At 39.4% G+C, this 21,729-nt stretch carries 15 protein-coding genes; 12 read left to right on the forward strand and 3 right to left on the reverse strand.

The window, feature by feature from the left end; translation table 11 throughout:
* Nucleotides 1–115: 115 nt before the first annotated feature.
* Nucleotides 116–559, reverse strand: a complete 444-nt coding sequence (locus EO120_RS08080; protein WP_127134974.1) for a hypothetical protein — start codon at nt 557–559, stop codon at nt 116–118.
* Nucleotides 559–1,482, reverse strand: coding sequence for a LysR family transcriptional regulator (locus EO120_RS08085; RefSeq protein ID WP_127134975.1), 924 nt, complete (start codon nt 1,480–1,482; stop codon nt 559–561). The genes EO120_RS08080 and EO120_RS08085 overlap by 1 nt, the downstream gene beginning before the upstream one ends.
* 385 nt (nt 1,483–1,867) lie before the next feature.
* On the opposite strand from EO120_RS08085, the gene nifJ reads away from it, so the two are divergent.
* The 3 genes from nifJ to EO120_RS08100 all read left to right on the forward strand — a co-directional run bounded on the left by nifJ (nt 1,868) and on the right by EO120_RS08100 (nt 8,259).
* Complete coding sequence (gene nifJ / locus EO120_RS08090) at nt 1,868–5,404, forward strand: pyruvate:ferredoxin (flavodoxin) oxidoreductase (RefSeq protein WP_127134976.1); 3,537 nt, start codon at nt 1,868–1,870, stop codon at nt 5,402–5,404.
* A 185-nt stretch (nt 5,405–5,589) separates the two neighbouring features.
* Nucleotides 5,590–7,197, forward strand: a complete 1,608-nt coding sequence (locus EO120_RS08095) for a methyltransferase regulatory domain-containing protein (RefSeq protein WP_206512486.1) — start codon at nt 5,590–5,592, stop codon at nt 7,195–7,197.
* A gap of 33 nt (nt 7,198–7,230) precedes the next feature.
* Nucleotides 7,231–8,259 (forward strand): helix-turn-helix transcriptional regulator, encoded by a 1,029-nt coding sequence (locus EO120_RS08100; protein WP_127134977.1) that lies wholly within the window; start codon nt 7,231–7,233, stop codon nt 8,257–8,259.
* A gap of 41 nt (nt 8,260–8,300) precedes the next feature.
* Here EO120_RS08100 and putP read toward each other — a convergent pair whose 3' ends face one another.
* On the reverse strand, nt 8,301–9,788 hold the full coding sequence (putP, locus tag EO120_RS08105) for a sodium/proline symporter PutP (protein WP_127134978.1): 1,488 nt from the start codon (nt 9,786–9,788) through the stop codon (nt 8,301–8,303).
* A gap of 219 nt (nt 9,789–10,007) precedes the next feature.
* Here putP and recQ point away from each other — a divergent pair, with 219 nt between their 5' ends.
* From recQ to EO120_RS08150, 9 genes are all read left to right on the forward strand, one after another.
* A complete protein-coding gene (recQ, locus tag EO120_RS08110; RefSeq protein ID WP_127134979.1) occupies nt 10,008–11,855 on the forward strand; it encodes a DNA helicase RecQ in 1,848 nt (615 codons plus the stop codon).
* A gap of 100 nt (nt 11,856–11,955) precedes the next feature.
* Nucleotides 11,956–12,747, forward strand: a complete 792-nt coding sequence (locus tag EO120_RS08115) for a thymidylate synthase (protein ID WP_127134980.1) — start codon at nt 11,956–11,958, stop codon at nt 12,745–12,747.
* A 106-nt stretch (nt 12,748–12,853) separates the two neighbouring features.
* On the forward strand, nt 12,854–13,348 hold the full coding sequence (locus EO120_RS08120) for a dihydrofolate reductase (RefSeq protein WP_127134981.1): 495 nt from the start codon (nt 12,854–12,856) through the stop codon (nt 13,346–13,348).
* A complete protein-coding gene (locus tag EO120_RS08125; RefSeq protein WP_127134982.1) occupies nt 13,348–15,525 on the forward strand; it encodes a Tex family protein in 2,178 nt (725 codons plus the stop codon). The genes EO120_RS08120 and EO120_RS08125 overlap by 1 nt, the downstream gene beginning before the upstream one ends.
* Before the next feature lie 272 nt (nt 15,526–15,797).
* Nucleotides 15,798–17,282: an aldehyde dehydrogenase family protein gene (locus tag EO120_RS08130; protein WP_127134983.1), complete on the forward strand. Its 1,485-nt coding sequence runs from the start codon at nt 15,798–15,800 to the stop codon at nt 17,280–17,282.
* Nucleotides 17,283–17,354: 72 nt separating this feature from the next.
* Nucleotides 17,355–18,905, forward strand: coding sequence for a degradosome RNA helicase CshA (cshA, locus tag EO120_RS08135; RefSeq protein WP_127134984.1), 1,551 nt, complete (start codon nt 17,355–17,357; stop codon nt 18,903–18,905).
* Nucleotides 18,906–19,107: 202 nt separating this feature from the next.
* Nucleotides 19,108–19,527 carry a Fur family transcriptional regulator gene (locus tag EO120_RS08140; protein ID WP_127134985.1) on the forward strand — a complete coding sequence of 140 codons (420 nt, stop codon included), beginning with the start codon at nt 19,108–19,110 and terminating at the stop codon, nt 19,525–19,527.
* 71 nt (nt 19,528–19,598) lie between these two features.
* Complete coding sequence (locus tag EO120_RS08145) at nt 19,599–20,435, forward strand: deoxyribonuclease IV (RefSeq protein ID WP_127134986.1); 837 nt, start codon at nt 19,599–19,601, stop codon at nt 20,433–20,435.
* 129 nt (nt 20,436–20,564) lie between these two features.
* Nucleotides 20,565–21,728: an exonuclease SbcCD subunit D gene (locus tag EO120_RS08150; protein WP_127134987.1), complete on the forward strand. Its 1,164-nt coding sequence runs from the start codon at nt 20,565–20,567 to the stop codon at nt 21,726–21,728.
* Nucleotide 21,729 lies beyond the last annotated feature (1 nt).

The raw sequence follows: 21,729 nt of genomic DNA on the forward strand, positions 1-21,729 counted from the left end.
TGGAATGAGCTACATATGTCTACAAATTTTCCAACTTATTGGGATTAGTCACACACACTTTTTGTCCTATAACCCTAGAACTATCTGAATAGATTGTGTTCTAGCTTCTTTTTGACTACTTATTAATATCAGTAGTGTGTTTTTTTACAACATCTGGTACTTTCCCAGGATTCATATCAAGGTTTAAATCAGTTGATTTAAGAGGATTTGGATTGGCATCTGGTGGCGTTACCTTTAATTCAGGATGTAACCATTGTAATTGTTTTAGCTGCCAATCGTAATTGGCACCGTCGTTTTGTAACTGGCGAATGGCTTTTTCTATATCTTCGATTTTGTCTGCGTGTTTATTAGCCATCCCCTCCAAGATATATAGTCGCCCAGCAACGCTAGTGATAGTACTACCATCGTGATCTTCATCGACACGGTACTGTAATTCTGAAATTTGTAATTGTTGATTGATGACTACAATAATGAGGATAATAATAATTACCCATAAAGGGGTTTCTTTGGCTTTCAAAAGGGCTCGCCATTTTGTTGCGAGCCCAAATGGTGACTTCATTATTGGATATCCTCCAATTGAAGACCTGGCAATGGTAATTTAGAATTAACAAAATCTAACCATAAGCGAGATGCGTGAGAGAGATAATGGCCTTTTTTCCAAATTACATATAGTGTATGAATGATTTCTGGTACTAACGGGCGCACCACAACTTTGGAACCAATGGAAGTATTTTCACCAAGTTCTGGGCAAAGTCGAGATGGAAGGAGTGCGATAGCTAAATCAGCGCTTACCGTTTGTAACATAAGGTCTCGTTGGCTCGTTTCGAATACGATGTGCGGTTGGAACCCTGTATGTTTACATGCTTTAATGATTTCGTCATGCAAATTGAAATCGTCTTTATGTAATACGAAAGCCTCTTCTGATAACATTTCAAGACGAATCTCTTTTTCTTTTGCTAGTGGATTTCCTTTTGGAATAATAACGGATAATGGGTCCGAAGTGAGGTAGAAGGATTCAAATTCTTTAGGATTTGGTTTTGTACAAATAATGCCGATATCAATAAGCCCTTCCTGTACAGAAATTTCTACTTTTTTAGAACCTTGTTCATATAGTTCTAACTCAATTTGTGGATATACTTTTTTGAATTCCCCTAAAAGTTGAGCGAAAATAGGTGCATCTGTAATAGGCGGAATGCCGATTCTGATGGAACCTTGCTCTAAACGGAACTCATTTTCAAAATCTGTTTTTAAGTGCTCAAACATAAACACTACGCGCTTAGCATGTGTCAAAAATATGGTTCCACCATCAGTTAGCTCTACAGACTTGGCATTACGCATAAAGAGTACCACCCCTAATTCATCCTCTAGCGCCTTGATGGTACGGCTAATAGCGGATTGAGAGATGTGCAAATTCCTCGCAGCTTTACTAAAGCTTTTTTGATCAGCTACTTCTACGAAGTATTTTAAATGGTGAAAATCCATGATTAACCCCCTAATAATATAAAGATAATAGGATGTGACGTGCTTTAAATGAGAAAGGTTATTACTAAAAAGCAATTAGCTATGACAATATGTAAAGCATGGATAGCAATATTGGCAAAGCGACAGTCACTGTATGTATTGCCTTGACAGGGCCCACCACGTTATAATGAACATATAGGGCTATATCAAGTTATGATATTAGGAATTATGGTTGTGCCCATCACAAACGAAGTTCACACACATAATGCCATATTATATATAACATATATATTATTGCATTATTTTTTAATGTACGCAAGTTTGTTATGGTTGTTATTCCTAAACATAATGATAGATTAAGCAAGTGTTCTATATTTTGCTTTATGCTTAAGGAGGCAATATTCACATGAGTCGTAAATTTAAAACTATGGACGGCAACCAAGCGGCTGCTCACGTTTCTTATGGTTTTACAGAAGTTGCTGCGATTTACCCAATCACTCCATCTTCTCCAATGCCAGAACATATTGATGAATGGTCCGCATCTGGTCGTAAAAATATCTTCGGCAACACTGTTCAAGTTGTAGAAATGCAATCTGAAGCAGGTGCTGCTGCTGCGTTCCACGGTTCTTTACAAGCTGGCGCATTAACAACAACTTTCACATCTTCCCAAGGTTTGTTATTGATGCTTCCTAACTTGTACAAAGTAGCTGGCGAATTACTTCCAGGTGTATTCCAAGTAGCAGCTCGTGCTCTTGCAGCTCACGCTTTGGCAATCTTCGGTGACCACCAAGACGTAATGGCAGCTCGTGCAGCTGGTTGTGCTATGCTTGCTGAATCTTCCGTTCAAGAAGTAATGGACTTGTCCGCTGTAGCTCATTTAACAGCTATCAAAACTCGTGTACCTTTTATCAACTTCTTCGATGGTTTCCGTACATCTCACGAAATTCAAAAAATCGAAATCTGGGATTATGAAGATTTAAAACCATTAGTAGATATGGATGCTGTAAAAGCATTCCGCAAAAATGCGTTGAATCCTGATGCACCTGTAACTCGTGGTACTGCAGAAAACCCTGATGTTTACTTCCAACATCGCGAAGCATCCAATAAATTCTACCTCAACGTTCCAGATGTTGTAGAACATTACATGAACGAAGTTAACAAATTGGCAGGTACTAACTACCAATTGTTCAATTACTATGGTGCTGCTGACGCTACAGATGTAATCGTAACTATGGGCTCTTCTGCTCAAGTAGTTCAATCTACTGTAGAGTACTTGAATAAATTGGGTCGTAAAGTTGGTTTTATCAACGTTCACTTGTTCCGCCCATTCGCAACAGATCGTTTATTAAAAGCTCTTCCTCAAACTGTAGAACGCATTGCTGTTCTTGACCGTACAAAAGAACCAGGTGCTTTGGCTGAGCCATTGTTCTTGGATGTACAAGCTGCAGTTGTTGACGGTGGTCGTAATGTAAAAGTTATCGCTGGCCGTTATGGCTTGAGTTCTAAAGACGTTATCCCTGCAGATATCGTTGCTGTATTTGACAACATGAATGCTGAAAACGGCAAAAAATTCTTCACATTAGGTATCAATGACGACGTAACATTCTTGTCCTTGGACCGTGCTGAAGGCGTAGAAGTAGAAACTCCTGGTTTGACTGAATGTAAATTCTGGGGCTTCGGTTCTGACGGTACTGTAGGTGCTAATAAATCTGCTATCAAAATCATTGGTGACCACACTGATTTGTATGCACAAGCATACTTTGATTACGACTCCAAAAAATCTGGTGGCGTAACAATGTCTCACCTTCGTTTTGGTACAAATCCAATCAACTTGCCTTATTTGATTACAGAACCTCAATTCGTAGCATGTCATCGTCAATCCTACGTGCATGAATACGACTTGATTCGTGGCATCAAAAAAGGTGGTACATTCTTGTTGAACTGTACTTGGTCTCCAGAAGAATTGAGCCAACATTTACCAGCTAAATTACGTCGTCAAATCGCAGAAAAAGAATTGAATTTCTACATCATCAATGCTGCGAAAATCGCTTCCGAAATCGGTTTGGGCGGTCGTATTAACATGGTAACTCAAGCTGCGTTCTTCAAATTGACTGAAATCATTCCTGTAGATGAAGCAATTAAATACTTGAAAGAATCCGTAGTAACTTCCTACGGCAAAAAAGGTCAAAATATTGTTGACATGAACAATGCTGCTATCGATGCTGGCGTAGATGCACTTGTAAAAGTTGACGTTCCTGCAGACTGGAAAAATGCTGTTGACGAAGGTCATGCAACAGTTAAACCAGGTTGCGAATCTTGCCCATCTTTCGTAGAAAAAATCGCACAACCTATCAATGCACAAGCTGGTTATGACCTTCCTGTATCTACATTCGCTGGTTACGAAGATGGTACATTACCTGCTGGTACTGCTAAATATGAAAAACGCGGTCCTGCATTGTTCGTTCCAAAATGGTTACCAGAAAACTGTATCCAATGTAACCAATGTTCCTTCGTATGTCCACATGCTACAATTCGTCCATTCTTGGCAACTGAAGCAGAAGTGGCAGCAGCTCCTGAACATTTTGAAACAATCCCTGCATTGGGTGCTAAAGATCTTCAATTCCGCATTGGTGTGTCCCCATTGGACTGCTTAGGTTGCGGTAACTGCGTTGATATTTGTCCATCTCCAAAAGGCAAAGCTATCGTAATGACTTCTATCGATACTGAAATCGAACAAGCAGAAGCATGGAACTATGCAGTTAACCTTCCTGTAAAACCAAATCCAATGAAAAAAGACACTGTTAAAGGCTCCCAATTTGAACAACCATTGTTCGAATTCTCCGGCGCTTGCGCAGGTTGTGGTGAAACTCCATATGCTAAATTGTTAACTCAATTATTCGGCGACCGTATGATGATTGCCAATGCTACTGGTTGTTCCTCTATTTGGGGTGCTTCCATGCCTGCATCTCCATACACTACTAACCAACAAGGTCAAGGTCCTTCTTGGGCAAACTCCTTGTTCGAAGACAATGCTGAATATGGTTATGGTATGTACATCGGCGTTAAGAAAATTCGTCAACAATTAGTAGAATTGGCATCTAAAGCTGCTGAAACTGCAACTGGCGAATTGAAAGACGCTTTAGAACACTGGATTGAATTTGCTAACCTTGGCGCTTCTACTCGTCAACGTTCCGAACGTTTAGTAGCAGCAATCAAAGCTGAAGGTGCTACAACTCCAGAATTACAAGAAATTCTTGAAAAAGAACAATTCTTAGTAAAACGTTCCCACTGGATCTTCGGTGGTGACGGTTGGGCATACGATATCGGTTTCGGTGGTGTTGACCATGTATTAGCTTCTGGCGAAGACATCAACATCTGGGTATTCGATACTGAAGTATACTCCAACACTGGTGGTCAAGCTTCTAAATCCACTAACGTAGCAGCAGTTGCTCAATTCGCAGCTTCTGGTAAACGTACTAAGAAAAAAGACCTTGGCATGATGGCTATGTCCTATGGTTATGTTTACGTAGCACAAGTTGCTATGGGTGCAGACAAAAACCAATTGATGAAAGCTGTTGCAGAAGCAGAAGCTTATCCAGGTCCTTCCTTGATTATCGCATACAGCCCATGTATCAACCATGGTATCAAAGCTGGTATGGGTAAAGCTCAAGAAGAACAACGTAAAGCTGTTGCAGCTGGTTACTGGGATCTTTACAGATTTAACCCTCAACTTAAAGCAGAAGGTAAAAATCCATTCTCCTTGGATTCTAAAGAACCAACTGAAAGCTTCCAAGACTTCCTTAAAGGTGAAGTACGTTATGCTTCCTTGGCTAAAGCTGCTCCAGATGTGGCAGAAGAATTGTTCGCTAAAACTGAACAAGATGCTAAAGAACGTCGCTTAAGCTATGTTCGCTTGCAAAAAGGTTTCGAAGACGTTAAATAATTAACAACTTCTTAAACGATATGAGGCATCCTCTTATGAGGATGCCTCTTTTGCATGTAGTGAAATTCTTTTAATAGGTGAGATTAGATTATAATAAACATTAGGATAGTGCATAGATATTAAAGTTTGATATAATAATAAGGTAATTAACTTATATATTGGACAACGAGTAAAGGATACTACATATGGGTACAAGTTCTAAAGATATACAAAAAAATACAGATATACAACAAACGATTTATAGTGAATTAGGTTATAAATCAATGCCGTTTCCATTTACTACACCAGCCGTATTAGAAGCGTATGGCACATTAGTTGGTTTAGATACACCGCCAGCGAAAACTGCACGGGTTCTTGAGTTAGGTGCTACCTATGGTGGTAATATTATTTCTCAAGCCCTATATAATCCAGAAGCGCAATTTGTAGGTATTGAGCTTTCACAAGATCAAGTAGAAAAAGGGAACGAAATCATTGCCAATGCCGGGCTTACAAATATTGAGCTTATCCAATCGGATATCGGGTCTATTAATGAAAATATAGGCACCTTTGATTACATTATTGCCCATGGCGTATATTCTTGGGTAGATGATAGTGTAAAAGATGCTATGCTAAACATTATTGAGCGCCACTTAGCAGATAATGGTCTTGCGTATGTGTCTTATAATACCTATCCAGGTTGGCACACTATGGAAGAGGTGCGCCAATTGATGATGTTTGCTAATGGCGATGCAGAACATCTCAACCATAAAGACAAGGTATTGCGTGGTAAAACCATTGGCAGTATCGTAGGCAGTCAAATTCTTAAATATGATAATTTGAAAGACCGCAATAGTAAATTTCTCGGAGCCTTGCGCTCTGTTATGCAAAAGGATGATTATTACGTAGGCCATGATCATTTGGAACCTAACAATGACCCTGTATATTTTTATCAATTTAACAATCATTTGGCGAAACATAATCTATCCTATGTTTGTGATGTAGATTTAACATTATCTATGGTGCGTAGTTTTGATAGTGAGATGGCAGATCAATTAGAAAAATTGTCGCCTAATAATCATGTGGGACAGGAACAATATTTAGATTTTATTCTTGACACATCTTTCAGAAAATCTATCATTTGCAAGTCTTCTCATGCACAAGCTATTAAATACGATCTAGGAAATCCCGGTTTAGTTAATACTGTACCAGTACGCACTATTATTAATGCATTTACTTATGAGACATTATTCGATGAAGAAGCTCTTGAAATGTTTACTAATGACCTTGTGCGTGATACATTTCAGTCCATTATTAAGGATGGCGGTCAGTTTAACATGATTGAGGCATTGACTCTGGTGAAAGCGGCGAATGATGCGGCTAATGGTAACGATGAAAGCTTAGAAGATGCGGTAAACGCTCTTTATATTGCTATGGCAGAGCATATTGTACGTGGCGGATTGCGTTTCCTTAAAACCCCACCTGTGAAAGCTTATTATATGGAAGGGCAATCCTTTGTTCCTAAACGATTCACAGAATTTGTGAAAGCTATCGCAGATGGAGGTACAGATTATATCTATGGCGCTACACCATACAACGAAGCCATTGACGACATATCCGATGAAGATCTTATGTTTATGGAAATTATGAATAAGCCAAAGGCAAAATCGACTATTATTAAATCTATAAAAGATAAAATCTTCTCTCAAACACATGGCACACCAGGTAAAAATCAACAGGCTATGGCAGAAGCATTCTATAATGAACTTACTAAACGTATGGAAATGTTAGGGTTCTTAGACAATAAAATCAAGTAAGCTTTGAATTGTATATTGTAAAAGGAGTCAATCATGTCGTCTAAGAAGGCTATTCTAGTCTATATTTTAAAAATCCTTAGAGAACAAACAGATGCTAATAATACATTGTCTCAAGAAGAGATTCGCACTATTTTGGCTGAAACCTATGGCATTATTGTCGATCGTAAAACATTGGGGCGCCATTTAAATGAGTTATATGAATCTAAAGAATTTGATATTGATTGTGAGGAATCTGCTGTGGGATCAGATGGTTCTATTCGTCGTACTAATTTTTATATGATTCATGACTTTGAGGATTCGGAATTACATCTTATCATAGATGGCTTACTAGCATCTCGTCATATTAATTCCCATCAACGAGCACAGCTTATAGAGAAGGTATCGAAATTAGGAAGTCTACACTTCAAATCTCATAGTGCTAATATTGAAACATCTATAGGATTCCTTCAAAGAAGCCAAGATTTGTTTCTTAATATTGAGCTCATAGAAAATGCCATCGCCCATGCTAAGAAAATTTCGCTTGCTTATTATCAGCCTGATGTAGATAAACAATTACATGTTAATTTAGATTTAGATGGTCATGAGCGACGATATATATTTAATCCTTACCATTTAGTAGTTAATAGGGGTCAATATTATTTGGTAGGGAATCATGATAATTACTCTGACATGGCTACTTTGCGGGTAGATCGTATTGGGAAAGTTCAGATTCTTGATGAATCGCGTAAAGAACTTCGCACTATTAAAGGTTATAAACATCAACGAACCTTTGATGTTGTACAATATATGAAAGAACATATATATGCATTTGGTGGCGAATCTATACATGTAAAGTTTGAAGCTAAACGAAGCATTGTTAATCAAATTCTCGACTGGTTTGACGGCAATGTAGAATTTACTAAAGTAACTCCTGACATCGTTGAGTGTTGTGTAACTGTTAACAAAGAAGCTTTTAAATACTGGGCATTACAATATTTAGAAAGTGTTAAAGTATTGAGTCCTGCATCTATGGTATTTGAAGTACGTGAGGCTATCCGTGATGGATTAAGTCAATATATATAAAAAGAGCGCCTGCCCATATAATTGGCAGGTGCTCTTTGTGTTTATAAGATATGCATTTTTTCAGCTTCTTTATAATCTTTTAATACCGGTCTAGGTGGTAATGGGCTCAGAAGGCTCACTACATAGATGGCGATGGAGGAGAGGATGAAACCAGGAATGATTTCGTAGAGTCCAAAGCAGGCAAATTGTTTCCAAATGAGGACTGTTAAACCACCTACTACGATACCAGCAATACAGCCTTGGCGTGTCATCCGTTTCCAGAAAAGGGAGAATAAAATAGCTGGACCAAAGGCGGCACCAAAGCCTGCCCATGCGTAGGCAACCATTGTTAAAATGAGGCTGTCTGGATCCATAGCTAAATAGATTGAGATAAGTGCTACGATTAATACTGTAATGCGACTGACTAAAACTAATTCTTTATCAGATGCTGTTTTATGAATTAGATTAGCGTAGAAGTCGTTTGCAATAGCCGAAGCTGTTACGAGTAATTGTGCTGATGCAGTACTCATGATGGCTGCTAGAACAGCGGACCAAATGAGACCAGCCATGAATGGTGAGAATAATCGTTCTGTCATGACTAGGAAAATTGTTTCCGCATCAGTGCCAACTAATTTTTCAGGTAACATATATACATGACCGATAAGTCCTACGAATATAGCAGCTAATAAGGATAGGATAACCCATACCATGGCGATATTAGTAGATTTCTTTAATTCTTTCGCATCGGAGATGGCCATAAACCGCACTAAGATATGAGGTTGACCAAAATAGCCGAGCCCCCAACCAAGAGCGGAAATGATGCCAATCATCATGGTAAAGATATCGCTTTCACCAGCAAATAAATTTAAGCCCTGAGGAAATTCTGCTTGGATGAGGCTCATTGTTTCAATAGGACCACCTAAATACATGGCTGCTGTAATAGGAACTGCTAGGATAGCGAAGAACATCAATGCTCCTTGAATACAGTCTGTCCAAGATACGGCGAGGAAACCGCCGAGGAAGGTATAGAATACAACAATGCCAGCGGTAATAAAAAGAGATACTGTGTAGTCAAGGCCAAAAATGGTGTTAAATAATTTACCTCCTGCTACAAATCCAGAAGATGTGTAAATAAGGAAGAAAATTAAAATGAATAATGCCGAAATAACAGCTACTGAATGGGAACGATCGTGGAAACGATTTTTCAAATAATCTGGTAAGGTAAGGCTATCGCTGGCTACTTCTGTATGATTCCTCAATCTGCGAGAAACAAAACGCCAGTTAGCCCAAGTGCCCAACGTAAGACCTACAGCAATCCATAGGCCAGAGATACCTGTCGTATACGCTAGACCTGGTACACCCATCAACATCCAACCACTCATGTCCGAAGCCTCCGCACTGAGTGCCGTAATCCACGGTCCCAGTTGCCTACCGCCGAGGATGTAGTCACCAATGCTGTTCGATTTGCGATAGTAGTAGACCCCGATGTACATCATGAGTCCTAAATACAAGGCAAAGGCTATAATTATCATTAAGTTGTCTTGCGTCATGCCTTTATCAGACCTCCTTAGAAATTAGGTTGAGAAAATATATACTTTATATTGTACCATATATTAAGGTTCTATAGGATGTTTCTTGTAATGCATTTATATCAAATTATCACAGCTCAGTAGATGAAATTTTTTCTGACGAACATAGGGGAGTATGTAAAAATCCTACTAAAAATGGTACAATAGATAGACAATTATCGTATGAAAGGAGGAACCTTAATGGCACATAAAGCACAGGCATTGCGAATGTTAGAAACTTATTTTGGGTATCCTTCTTTTCGTCCTGCACAAGAGGCGCCGGTGGAATCACTGTTGAATAATGAGGATGTAATAGCTATTATGCCAACAGGGGCGGGCAAGTCCATTTGCTTTCAAATACCAGCACTATGCAAACCAGGATTGACCATTGTGTTTTCCCCACTTATTTCTCTAATGAAGGACCAGGTGGATAGCTTATTAGATCAAAATATTCCAGCGGCTCTTATCAATAGTACATTGACACAGACAGAATTCAACAAAGCTATGTATGATGTGCGCAGTGGGCGAGTGAAATTATTATATATTGCACCAGAGCGTTTATCGTCTAATTTTTTCTGTAATGTTCTTCGCGGATTACCTATTGCGCAAGTCATTGTAGATGAAGCTCATTGTATTTCTGAATGGGGTCATGATTTTAGACCCTCCTATCGACTCATTGGAGATTGGCTTAATGAATTGTCAAAACGCCCTGTAGTGGGGGCTTTTACAGCGACGGCGACAAAGGCTGTAGAACGCGATATTAAACAGTTACTAGGTCTTAGCGAAGCGAATGTATACATTACCGGTTTCGACAGACCTAATTTATCTTTTTCTGTGGTGCGTACGCCAAAGCGGATGGACTATGTGGTGGATTATGTACGCCGTCATGCTCATGAAAATGGCATTATTTATTGTTCTACTCGTAAAGATGTGGAACGAGTATATGATAATCTTACTAGGGCTGGAATTCAAACTGGGTATTACCACGCTGGTTTATCAGATGAAATGCGTAAGGATATGCAAAATAAATATGCCTTTGATCAATTGCAAGTCATGGTTGCTACTAATGCGTTTGGTATGGGCATTGATAAGAGTAATGTACGTTATGTGCTACATTACCAAATGCCGCGAAATATGGAATCTTATTATCAAGAGGCGGGCCGTGCTGGTCGAGATGGAGCTAAAGCAGAATGCATTTTGCTTTATAGCGGACAAGATGTGCGGGTGCATAAATATTTGATTGACCAAACCGTGGAACAATCTTTGGGGGATCCTCGTGTAGCAGAGCAACGTAAATTGGTAGAACTTAAAAAATTACAGGCTATGATTGACTATTGCTTCTGTAGCACTTGTTTGCGCAAATATATGCTTGCCTATTTTGGTGAAATCGCCCATTGGGAGCAATGTGATAATTGTAGTTCCTGCAATGCTAAGGGGCGCCGTGTGAATGTAACAAAAGAGGCAAAGGCAATATTCCGAGCAATTATCGCCACCGAAGAGCGATATGGGGCATCAATGATTTGCTCCATCGTTAGAGGGGAACGGACGGATCGCATCATTCGAGCAGGCCTTGATGCACTACCTGTGTTTGGATACCTTAGTAATATAGGAGAAACCGAATTAAAAGGGCTTATTCAGCAATGTATTGCTTCCGGGTATTTGCGTAGCTCTATGGGAAAATACCCCGTTCTATCTATTACAGCTGGGGCCGAAGAAGTACTTGCTGGTCATAAAGAGGTGGAAGAAATTCGTCAAGAAGTAGTAGTACCATCGAGGAAAACGAAACAATCTGCATCGATTTCTCGTTCTGAAGTATCTCGATCGGGCAGTGGGGGATTGTTTGAATATTTGCGGCAACACCGTAAAAGATTGGCTGCAGCAGCAGGTATTCCGCCGTATATTGTGTTCCCTGATACGGTGCTTATTGATTTAGCTAATATGCGACCTACTACATTAGGTGAATTTGGCAATATCAAAGGCGTAGGGGAAGCAAAATTAAAAAAATATGGGCCCACCTTCCTGGAGGCAATTGCTAGTTATAAAGGATAAATAGATTGTAGATGAATATAGCTTTAGGTTACTGCTAATATAGGGATATATAGATAAGCGCTATAAGCATAGTATGTTTAACTTAGCAAAAGGGGGATGTATGAGTTTAGCAGATACACAATATTTGAATATTGTAGAAAATATATTAAATAACGGTATATATGGACAAAACCGTACTGGTGTGGCCACATATAAATTGCCACAACAAATTATGCAATTTGACTTGCAACAGGAATTTCCTATTTTAACAACAAAATTCGTTGCCTTTAAAACGGCTATAAAAGAATTGCTTTGGATTTGGCAAATGCAATCTAACGATGTGCGCAAATTACAAGATATGAATGTTCGGGTATGGGATGAATGGATGCGCGAAGATGGTACTATCGGTAAGGCGTATGGTTATCAAATCGCTAAATACAAACAATTAGATAATTTAATTAGAACAATTAAGGAAGATCCAGATAGCCGTCGTATGATTGTAACCTTGTGGAATATTGAGGATTTATCAGATATGGCATTACAACCTTGTGCATATGAAACTTTGTGGGATGTAGGTGATGGTTATTTAAATTGTATGCTCGTTCAGCGCAGTGGTGATATGGGCCTTGGTATTCCTTTCAACACGGCGCAATATGCGGCGTTAGTACATATGATTGCTCACGTGACAGGATTAAAACCTGGCAAATTTACTCATGTCATTAATAATGCACATATTTATGAAAATCATATAGAACAATTGCGTGAACAATTAGAACGTCGTAACCAAGCATTACCAGCGCCTACCATTCATATCAATCGAGATGTAACTGATTTCTATGATTTTAAACCTGAGGATATTACTTTGGAAGGTTATGAACATTTGGGGAAATTAGCTATGACCGTTGCTGTGTAATAGCGGAAGAGTGTAAGGCTTATACGTAGCACATAGTGAATATGTGTGTTTTCTTGACCGCAGAATGCTAATACTCAAGGTGTGAATGGTGTTTATAGGGGGTTATATGTTATCACTCATTGTGGCTGTTGCTAATGGCGGTGTTATCGGCAAGGATAATTCGCTTATTTGGCATTTGCCGAATGACTTAAAATTTTTTAAAGAAATAACAAATGGTCACGTCATCATTATGGGGCGTCATACATTTGAAAGTTTACCGTTCTTATTGCCTAATCGTGAGCATTGGGTAGTTTCTCGAAATAAGGGATTCAATGCACCTGATGGGGTACGCGTATTTTCTTCTGTACAATCTGCTTACGAAGAGGCACAGCAGCTTGATGTGGCTTTTGTTATTGGTGGCGCGCAGATTTATGAGGCTTTTCTGCCTTATGTGGACCGCATGTATATAACCGAAGTGCATCACGATTTTGATGGTGATACCTATTTTCCTGAGTTTGATGCGGATGCTTTCACCGTTGTTAGCGAAAGTGACGGCACCGTAGATGAAAAAAATAAATATCCTCATCGATTTGTTACGTATGAAAGAAAAGGACGTGTGTAATGGAAACAATGTTTGCCATTATTGGTAAAGAATTAGGCGTTAAGTCGAGTCAAGTAGAGGCCGCTGTTGGATTGTTAGATGAAGGCAATACGGTGCCATTTATCGCTCGGTATCGCAAAGAGGTGACTGGTGAGTTACAAGATGAACAATTACGTACTATCGAAGAACGCATCGCGTATTTAAGAAATTTAGAAAAACGTCGCGAAGAAATTATTAATGCTATTACAGAACAAGAAAAAATGACTGATGAACTGATGGCATCTTTACAAAAAGCGATGAAATTACAAGAATTAGAAGATTTATATTTACCGTATCGCCCTAAAAAGCGCACTCGTGCTATGATTGCTCGTGAACGAGGATTAGAATCATTGGCGGATATGATTATCAACGATACTGTAACAAGTGGCGAACCATTAGTCATTGCAGCGGATTACATCAATGACGAAGTACCTACGGCAGAGGATGCCATTCAAGGGGCCTCTGATATCGTAGCGGAAATCGTCAGCGATAGTGCCGATTTCCGTGCCGATCTTCGTAAACGGATGTGGAAAGAAGGCTTTATCCAAGCAGAACTCGTTAAAGAAGAGGATGAAGGTCAGCAATTCTTGCAATATAAGGAATACGCTGAACCGGTGCGTCAAATGCCATCCCACCGTATTTTGGCGGTGAACCGCGGTGAAAAATTAGGTGTTCTCAAACTGGCTTTGACGGTACCAGATGAATCATATATTCAATACATGGTGCGTGGCCTTGAAAAAAATAGTCAATCTATTTTTAATGATGTAAAAGCTGCTGCTGTGGCAGATGCGTACAAACGCCTCATGTTCCCTGCTTTGGAACGGGATATTCGGAACGAATTGACGGAAACGGCAGACGAGCAAGCCATCAAGGTATTCGGTGTGAACCTAAAAAATCTTTTGCTTCAACCACCTTTGGCGGGCCATGTTATTATGGGACTTGATCCTGGATACAGAACAGGCTGTAAAATGGCCATCATCGATGCGCAAGGCAATGTACTCGATTACGGTGCCTATTATCTAACGAATAGTGATAAATTGCGCAAGGAAGCACAAAAGACTTTGGCGTCTAAAATACGTAAATTCAATGTCACCTTATTATCCATTGGTAATGGTACGGCATCGTATGAAACAGAACAATTTGCATCGACTATGATTGAAGAAGAAAAATTAGATTGCCATTATATCATTACTAATGAAGCAGGTGCGTCTGTATATTCTGCATCTAAATTAGCCATCGATGAATTACCTAATTTGGATGTTACTATTCGTGGTGCTGTATCTATTGCACGTCGCGTGCAAGATCCATTAGCCGAATCTGTTAAAATTGACCCTAAGTTTATTGGTGTAGGTCAATATCAACACGATGTAAATCAAAAACAATTGACCCATACCTTAGACCAAGTAGTAGAATCTGTTGTAAACCATGTTGGCGTAGAACTCAATACCGCATCGCCTGCTATTTTACAACATATTGCAGGTATCTCTAGTACAGTGGCGAAAAATATCGTTGCCTTCCGTCAAGAAAATGGTGGATTTACAAGTCGCAAACAGTTGTTAAAAGTACCTCGTTTAGGACCGGCGGCATTTACACAATGTGCAGGTTTCTTGCGTTTAAATGGCGCTGAGAACCCATTAGACAATACATCTGTTCATCCTGAATCTTATGAATTAGCAGAACGATTAATTGGTGAGCTAGGGTTTACGTTAAAGGCTCTACAAGATAAATCACAGCTAGAAGCTTTACAAGTAAAATTGCCGCTTGTTGATGTAGATAAAATGGCATCGAAGCTTGATGCAGGTGTACCAACGGTAAGGGATATCCTAGGGGCGTTGGCAAAACCAGGTCGCGACCCTCGTGAAGATTTACCGGCGCCGTTAACAAGAAAACATGTAGTTAGTCTTGAAGATATTAAAGTAGGTACTATAGTTAAAGGTACTGTTCATAATGTGGTGGATTTTGGGGCCTTCGTCGATTTCGGTTTAAAAACTAATGGTCTATTGCACCGCAGTGAGCTCTGCTCCAGCAAACAACATCCTTCTGATGTGCTTGCTGTAGGGGATATTATCGAAGCGGAAATTATTTCTGTAGATGTAAAACGTAATCGTATTGGTTTATCTGTGAAATCATTGAGAAATAAAGAAAAGAAAAAGGCGTAATATATTCTGAGTTTGCATAAAAACTTATGAATGTACCTATAACAAAAATAAGAAGTGAGATTGCTGAATTTGAGCAATCTCGCTTCTTATTTTGTTGAATTATTAATTTTTATTATATAATTATTAATCTTGCGATAACTAAAAGCTATTGAGAATACCACAATTTAGATATATCGAAAAATATAAAATAGATTGAAAATATTAAATATAGAGTGTATGATGTACTCATAGAAAGAAATTAATACTCGTTATCCTTTAAAGGAGGTATCACTATGAGCTTGAACCTTAAAGAAAGATATGGATTGTTAATTAATAATGAATGGGTACCAGTATCTGATAATGCTGAATTTCTTGTATATAATCCCGCTAACGGGGAACAGTTGTCCATCTGTGCAGAAGCGACTTATGATGATGTAGATAGAGCTGTACAAGTAGCCAATGAAGCATTTAAAAGCTGGCGTCATACATCGCAAATTGAGCGTGCTGATTTGCTCCTTCAAATCGCTGATGCTATCGAGGCGAGAAAAGAACATTTTGCAAAAGTAGAGACTTATGATAATGGTAAACCGATTCGGGAAACATTGAATGTAGATGTACCATTGGCGGTGGATCATTTCCGTTACTTTGCTGGTGTATTACGTGCTGAAGAAGGTAGTGCTCAAGTGTTCGATGAAAATACATTGAGCCTTATCTTACGCGAACCAATCGGCGTAGTAGGACAAGTCGTGCCTTGGAATTTCCCGTTTCTCATGGCGGCATGGAAATTAGCACCAGCTCTTGCTGCGGGTTGTACAGTGGTTATTAAACCATCGTCGCACACATCATTGAGCTTATTAGAATTAGGTGATATTTTGAAAGATATCTTGCCTCCAGGGGTGGTGAACATCATCACTGGTAAAGGTTCTAAATCTGGACAGTATATCTTAGATCATCCAGGCTTTAGTAAATTAGCTTTCACAGGATCTACCGAAGTAGGTCTCGATGTGTACAAAGCGGCGGCGGAACGATTGATTCCTGCTACATTGGAATTGGGCGGCAAATCGGCGAATATCTTCTTTGACGATGCGAACTGGAAACAAGCCCTTGACGGCGCTATGCTAGGTATTTTGTTTAACCAAGGTCAAGTATGCTGCGCTGGTTCTCGTATCTTCGTACAAGATACAATTTACGATACATTCGTAGAAGAATTGGCTGCTTTATTTGATAAAGTGCAAGTAGGCTTGCCTTGGGATGAAAACACCCAATTAGGTTCTCTCATCTATGAAGGTCAAGTACAAAAGGTTCTTGAATACGTAGATATTGCGAAAGAAGAAGGGGCGACTATCGTTGCTGGTGGTGTACGTGTTACAGACGGCGAGCTTGGCAAAGGCTGCTTCGTTCGTCCAACATTGATTGCCAATGCTACCAACGATATGCGCGTAGCTAGAGAAGAAATCTTTGGCCCTGTGGCGGTAGTTATTAAATTCCATAGCGAAGACGAAGTTATTGCTGCTGCTAATGATAGTCTCTATGGTCTCGGCGGTGGTGTATGGACGCAAAATATTAACCGTGCTATTCGAGTAGCTCGTGCTATCGAAACAGGCCGTATGTGGGTAAACACATATAACTCCATTCCTGCTGGTGCACCATTCGGTGGTTATAAACAATCTGGTATCGGTCGTGAAACACACAAGGTTATCCTAGAACACTACACGCAAATGAAAAATATCATTGTTAATTTGAGTGATAAACCATCGGGATTTTATAATTTGGATTAGCTTTCACCAACAAAATATGTTATACTATTCTAACGTGCATAATTCGTGCACGATAGGAGGAAACACATTTAGATGTTAGAAAAATTTGAACAATTAATGATTAGCGAACCTGTTCTACGTGCGTTAAATGATATGGGCTTTGAAGAGCCAACGCCAATTCAACAGGAAGCTATTCCAGTGGCCTTGAGCGGCAAGGATATGATTGGCCAAGCTCAAACAGGTACTGGTAAGACAGCAGCATTTGGCTTGCCTGTATTGGAACGCGTAGATGGTAACGATCGTCACGTTCAAGTAGTGATTTTGTCCCCTACACGAGAATTAGCTATTCAAGTAGCTGAAGAGCTTAATAAAATGGCTCAGTACACGAATATTGCGGCATTGCCTATTTATGGTGGTCAAGATATTAATCGTCAATTCCGTGCATTGAAAAAGAACCCACAAATCATCGTGGCTACACCAGGCCGTCTGATGGACCATATGGACCGTGGTTCTATTACATTTGAGAATGTTAAAGTAGTTGTTCTCGACGAAGCTGATGAAATGTTAAATATGGGCTTCGTAGATGACATTAACAAAATTTTAGGGGCTGTCCCAGAAGATCACCAAACACTTCTGTTCTCTGCAACTATGCCTAAGGCTATCAAAGAGTTGGCAGAAACATACCTTACAAACCCAGAATTCATTCGTATGAAACCTACGCAAGTGACGATGGATTTGATTGAACAGTACTACATTGAAGTGCAAGACCGTCAAAAATTTGACGTATTGTGCCGTTTGTTTGATATGCAAACGCCTGAACTTGCTATTATCTTCACTCGCACAAAACGTCGTGTAGATGAAGTAACAGAAGGTTTGAAAAAACGTGGTTACATGGCTGAAGGTATTCACGGTGATTTATCACAACAAAAACGTGATAGTGTGATTCGTCAATTCCGCGAAGGCACCATTGATATTTTAGTAGCTACTGATGTAGCTGCTCGTGGTCTTGATATTTCTGGCGTATCTCATGTATATAACTATGATTTGCCGCAAGACCCTGAAAGCTATACGCATCGTGTTGGTCGTACAGGCCGTGCTGGTAAAGCAGGCGAAGCATATACATTCGTTATTCCTCGTGAAATCGAGCACTTACATGCTATTGAGCGTTTAACAAAACGCAAAATCGTAAAACGTCGTGCTCCTTCATTAGGCGAAGTATTAGAAGGTCAACAACGCTTAGCTATTGAAAATATTATTGAAATGGCTGGTAAACCTGAAGAGTTAGCACCTTTTAAAGTAAGTGCTGAAGAATTGTTGAATGATACTGATTCGGTAACATTGTTGGCAGCAGCTCTTAAGTTATTAACAAAAGAGCCAGATACAACACCTGTTAATATTACAGAAGAGAAACCATTGCGTGTACGTCGTCGCCGTGAAGCTGGTCGTGGTGATCGCCGTCGTCGCGATGGTGACCGAAATCGTCGCAGAGAAGGCGACCGTCGTCGTGACGGGGAACGCCCTCGTCGCAGTCGCGATGATCGAAGAAGTGACCGCCGCCGTGATGAACGCAGTAGCGATCGTCCAAGAGGCGACCGTAAACCGCGTCATCAAGGTGAAGGTTTTAAACCATACTTTAAAGACTAACTAGTTAGTGTAATATGTGGGCTCTTATGAGGGCCCACATTTTCTATTATGTGTTGTTTTTTGCTTTATAAACTATACAAGTGTTGTAGTCTTATTGCTTATATTGCCTAATGTGTACTAAAATGGTACAATAGATAATAATTATTATCTGATATAAACAGAAGAGTACCTACGTGTTTCCAAGTGGAGAAAGGTAAAAAATATGGATATCGCACAGGTTTTACGGAGTGAAGGGTTTAAGGTAACTCCTCAACGTATAGCGATTTATGATGCCTTGTGTGGCAATCATAATCACCCAACAGCGGAAATGATTTATCACAGTTTACGTCCGACGCACCCAAGCATGAGTTTGGCTACTGTGTATAAAACAATGGAAATTTTTGAAAAAATTGGTCTTGTAAAAGTTCTTGAAGTAGGCGATGAACGTGCTCATTATGATTGGGATACGCATGCTCATTCTCATGTGCGTTGCATTCGTTGTAATAAAATAGAAGATCTTATGGGCGTCGATTTAAAAGCTATTACTGATATTGCAGAACAAGGCAGCGATTACCATATTACAGGACAACAAATCACATTCGAAGGCATTTGTCCAGACTGTGCATTAAAAGAGAGTCATTGATCGAATCCCCGGCATTGCGTCAGCAACCGGGGATTTCTTTCCATAGTGGAGTCAGAAGAGGAGTATAAGATATGTTTATTATAGGAAGTCATTTATCGATTAGCAAAGGTTACCTACACATGGGGAAAGAGGCAACCTCTATCGGTGCTAATACGTTTCAATATTTTACGCGCAATCCACGAGGTGGCAGTATGCGTGCTCTCGATATGGATGATATCAATGCATTAGCCACATATATGAAGGAACATAATTTTGGTCCTGTTTTAGCACATGCGCCGTATACATATAATCCTTGCGCTGCAAAGGACGATTTACGTAATTTTGCAAAACAAGCTATGGCAGAAGATTTGGAACGTCTTGAGTTGATCCCGGGTCAAATGTATAACTTTCACCCTGGTAGTCATGTAAAACAAGGGTTAGACCAAGGTATCGAGTATATTGTGCAATGTTTAAATGAGATTTTATTTTCTGGTATGAAAACAAAGGTGTTATTAGAAGTTATGGCGGGCAAAGGGACAGAAGTAGGTTCTAAATTTGAAGAAATTGCTCGTATCATTGATGGTGTCAAATTAAAAGAATACATGGGTGTTTGTATTGATACATGCCATATCCATGAAGGAGATTATGATGTGGTTAATGATTTAGATGGTGTGTTAGACGAATTCGATAGCATTGTTGGATTGGAACGATTACATGCGATCCACCTTAATGATTCTAAAAATCCTCGTGGTGCTCACAAGGATCGTCATGAAAAAATCGGTGAAGGTCACATCGGTATCGATGCTATCGCACGCATCGTGACACATCCTAAATTAACACATTTACCTTTTTATTTAGAAACACCAAATGAACTAGATGGTTATGCGAAAGAAATTGCATTACTTCGCTCTATCGTTGAATCCGCATAGTTTGATAGGTGTTTAACATTCAGCGCTCTTTCTTTGCTGGGAAAGGTTGCAAATGACATTATCTATGATAGTTAGTTAGCTATATGTAGGCTGTTTCGTCTTATCAAATTTGGAGTGGAGGTGAAGTAAATGCGATTATTACATACTGCGGATTGGCATTTAGGGAGATTATTTTATGGTACCTATTTGACTGAAGATCAGGCGTATGTATTGGAACATCAGTTTTTTGATATTCTAAGAGATTCAAATATAGATGGTATTTTTTTGGCTGGAGATGTGTTTGATCGGTCTGTGCCACCTATTGAGGCAGTAGAGTTATGGGATTCTATTATTACGAAAATTGCTATGGATTATAAAATTCCACTCTTTGTTATAGCTGGTAATCACGATGGCCCTGAGCGTATCGAAGTGGGACGGACGATGTTAGCTCAGTCGAAGGTATTTGTATGGGGAACGCCTGAGCATTGCCAAAAACCATTGCTATATGATTTTGAAGATGGGTCTGCGGCTATTTGTGCTATACCTTTTTCTGAACCTCGTCGCATTGCTCATAGTTTGCAGGATGTATTCGATGATAATAATGTGGCATATCACGATTACGATTTCGTGTACCAACAATGGAGTGACTATTTAGTTAACCAAATTCCTAGGGGGATGCGCAGTATTGCGCTTAGTCATATATTTGCAAGCGGTGGTGAAATAGGTGGTTCTGAACGTACCATTTCCGTAGGTGCTAGTGAGGTGGTGAAACCATCTGTATTTACACCTTTTAACTATACTGCACTAGGCCATTTGCATAGGTCGCAACGGATGGGATCAGATTATATTCGTTATAGTGGATCTTTATTAAAATATTCCTTTGATGAATATACACAAAATAAATCTTTCACTATTGTTGATATGAATACAAAAGGTAAAGTGGAAATTGAAACAATCCCTATTGTATCAAAGCGAGATGTAGTAGTGTTAGAGGATTATTTTGATAATCTGTTGAACAATGAGTTGCTTAGAAAGGCTCATGAAAACGATTATGTCATGGTTCGACTTCTCGATACGACGCCTGTATTAGATGGAATGGCTAAATTGAGACAATGTTTTCCTCATTGTATGACTCTTGAATTAGTAGGGCGTATGGAACAACAATCAGTAGATGTTACTGAGCCTATATATCGCAATTTAGATGAACGGCAATTATTTTGTCAATTTGCTAAGGCTGTATGGAAAGAACCACTTTCACAAGAACAGCAAGCTTATATGGATCGATTATGGGAACGTATTGTAAAGGAGGACTAAG

Origin of the sequence: Veillonella caviae (assembly GCF_003992125.1) — a bacterium.
GTDB lineage: Bacteria > Bacillota > Negativicutes > Veillonellales > Veillonellaceae > Veillonella > Veillonella caviae.

Coding starts and splice junctions, on each gene's coding strand:
- cshA (WP_127134984.1), top strand. CDS start 17,355: ATGTTAGAAAAATTTGAACAATTAATGATTAGCGAACCTGTTCTACGT.
- EO120_RS08125 (WP_127134982.1), top strand. CDS start 13,348: ATGGAAACAATGTTTGCCATTATTGGTAAAGAATTAGGCGTTAAGTCG.
- EO120_RS08140 (WP_127134985.1), top strand. CDS start 19,108: ATGGATATCGCACAGGTTTTACGGAGTGAAGGGTTTAAGGTAACTCCT.
- EO120_RS08085 (WP_127134975.1), bottom strand. CDS start 1,482: ATGGATTTTCACCATTTAAAATACTTCGTAGAAGTAGCTGATCAAAAA.
- EO120_RS08100 (WP_127134977.1), top strand. CDS start 7,231: ATGTCGTCTAAGAAGGCTATTCTAGTCTATATTTTAAAAATCCTTAGA.
- EO120_RS08120 (WP_127134981.1), top strand. CDS start 12,854: ATGTTATCACTCATTGTGGCTGTTGCTAATGGCGGTGTTATCGGCAAG.
- EO120_RS08080 (WP_127134974.1), bottom strand. CDS start 559: ATGAAGTCACCATTTGGGCTCGCAACAAAATGGCGAGCCCTTTTGAAA.
- EO120_RS08130 (WP_127134983.1), top strand. CDS start 15,798: ATGAGCTTGAACCTTAAAGAAAGATATGGATTGTTAATTAATAATGAA.
- EO120_RS08095 (WP_206512486.1), top strand. CDS start 5,590: ATGGGTACAAGTTCTAAAGATATACAAAAAAATACAGATATACAACAA.
- putP (WP_127134978.1), bottom strand. CDS start 9,788: ATGACGCAAGACAACTTAATGATAATTATAGCCTTTGCCTTGTATTTA.
- EO120_RS08150 (WP_127134987.1), top strand. CDS start 20,565: ATGCGATTATTACATACTGCGGATTGGCATTTAGGGAGATTATTTTAT.
- nifJ (WP_127134976.1), top strand. CDS start 1,868: ATGAGTCGTAAATTTAAAACTATGGACGGCAACCAAGCGGCTGCTCAC.
- EO120_RS08145 (WP_127134986.1), top strand. CDS start 19,599: ATGTTTATTATAGGAAGTCATTTATCGATTAGCAAAGGTTACCTACAC.
- EO120_RS08115 (WP_127134980.1), top strand. CDS start 11,956: ATGAGTTTAGCAGATACACAATATTTGAATATTGTAGAAAATATATTA.
- recQ (WP_127134979.1), top strand. CDS start 10,008: ATGGCACATAAAGCACAGGCATTGCGAATGTTAGAAACTTATTTTGGG.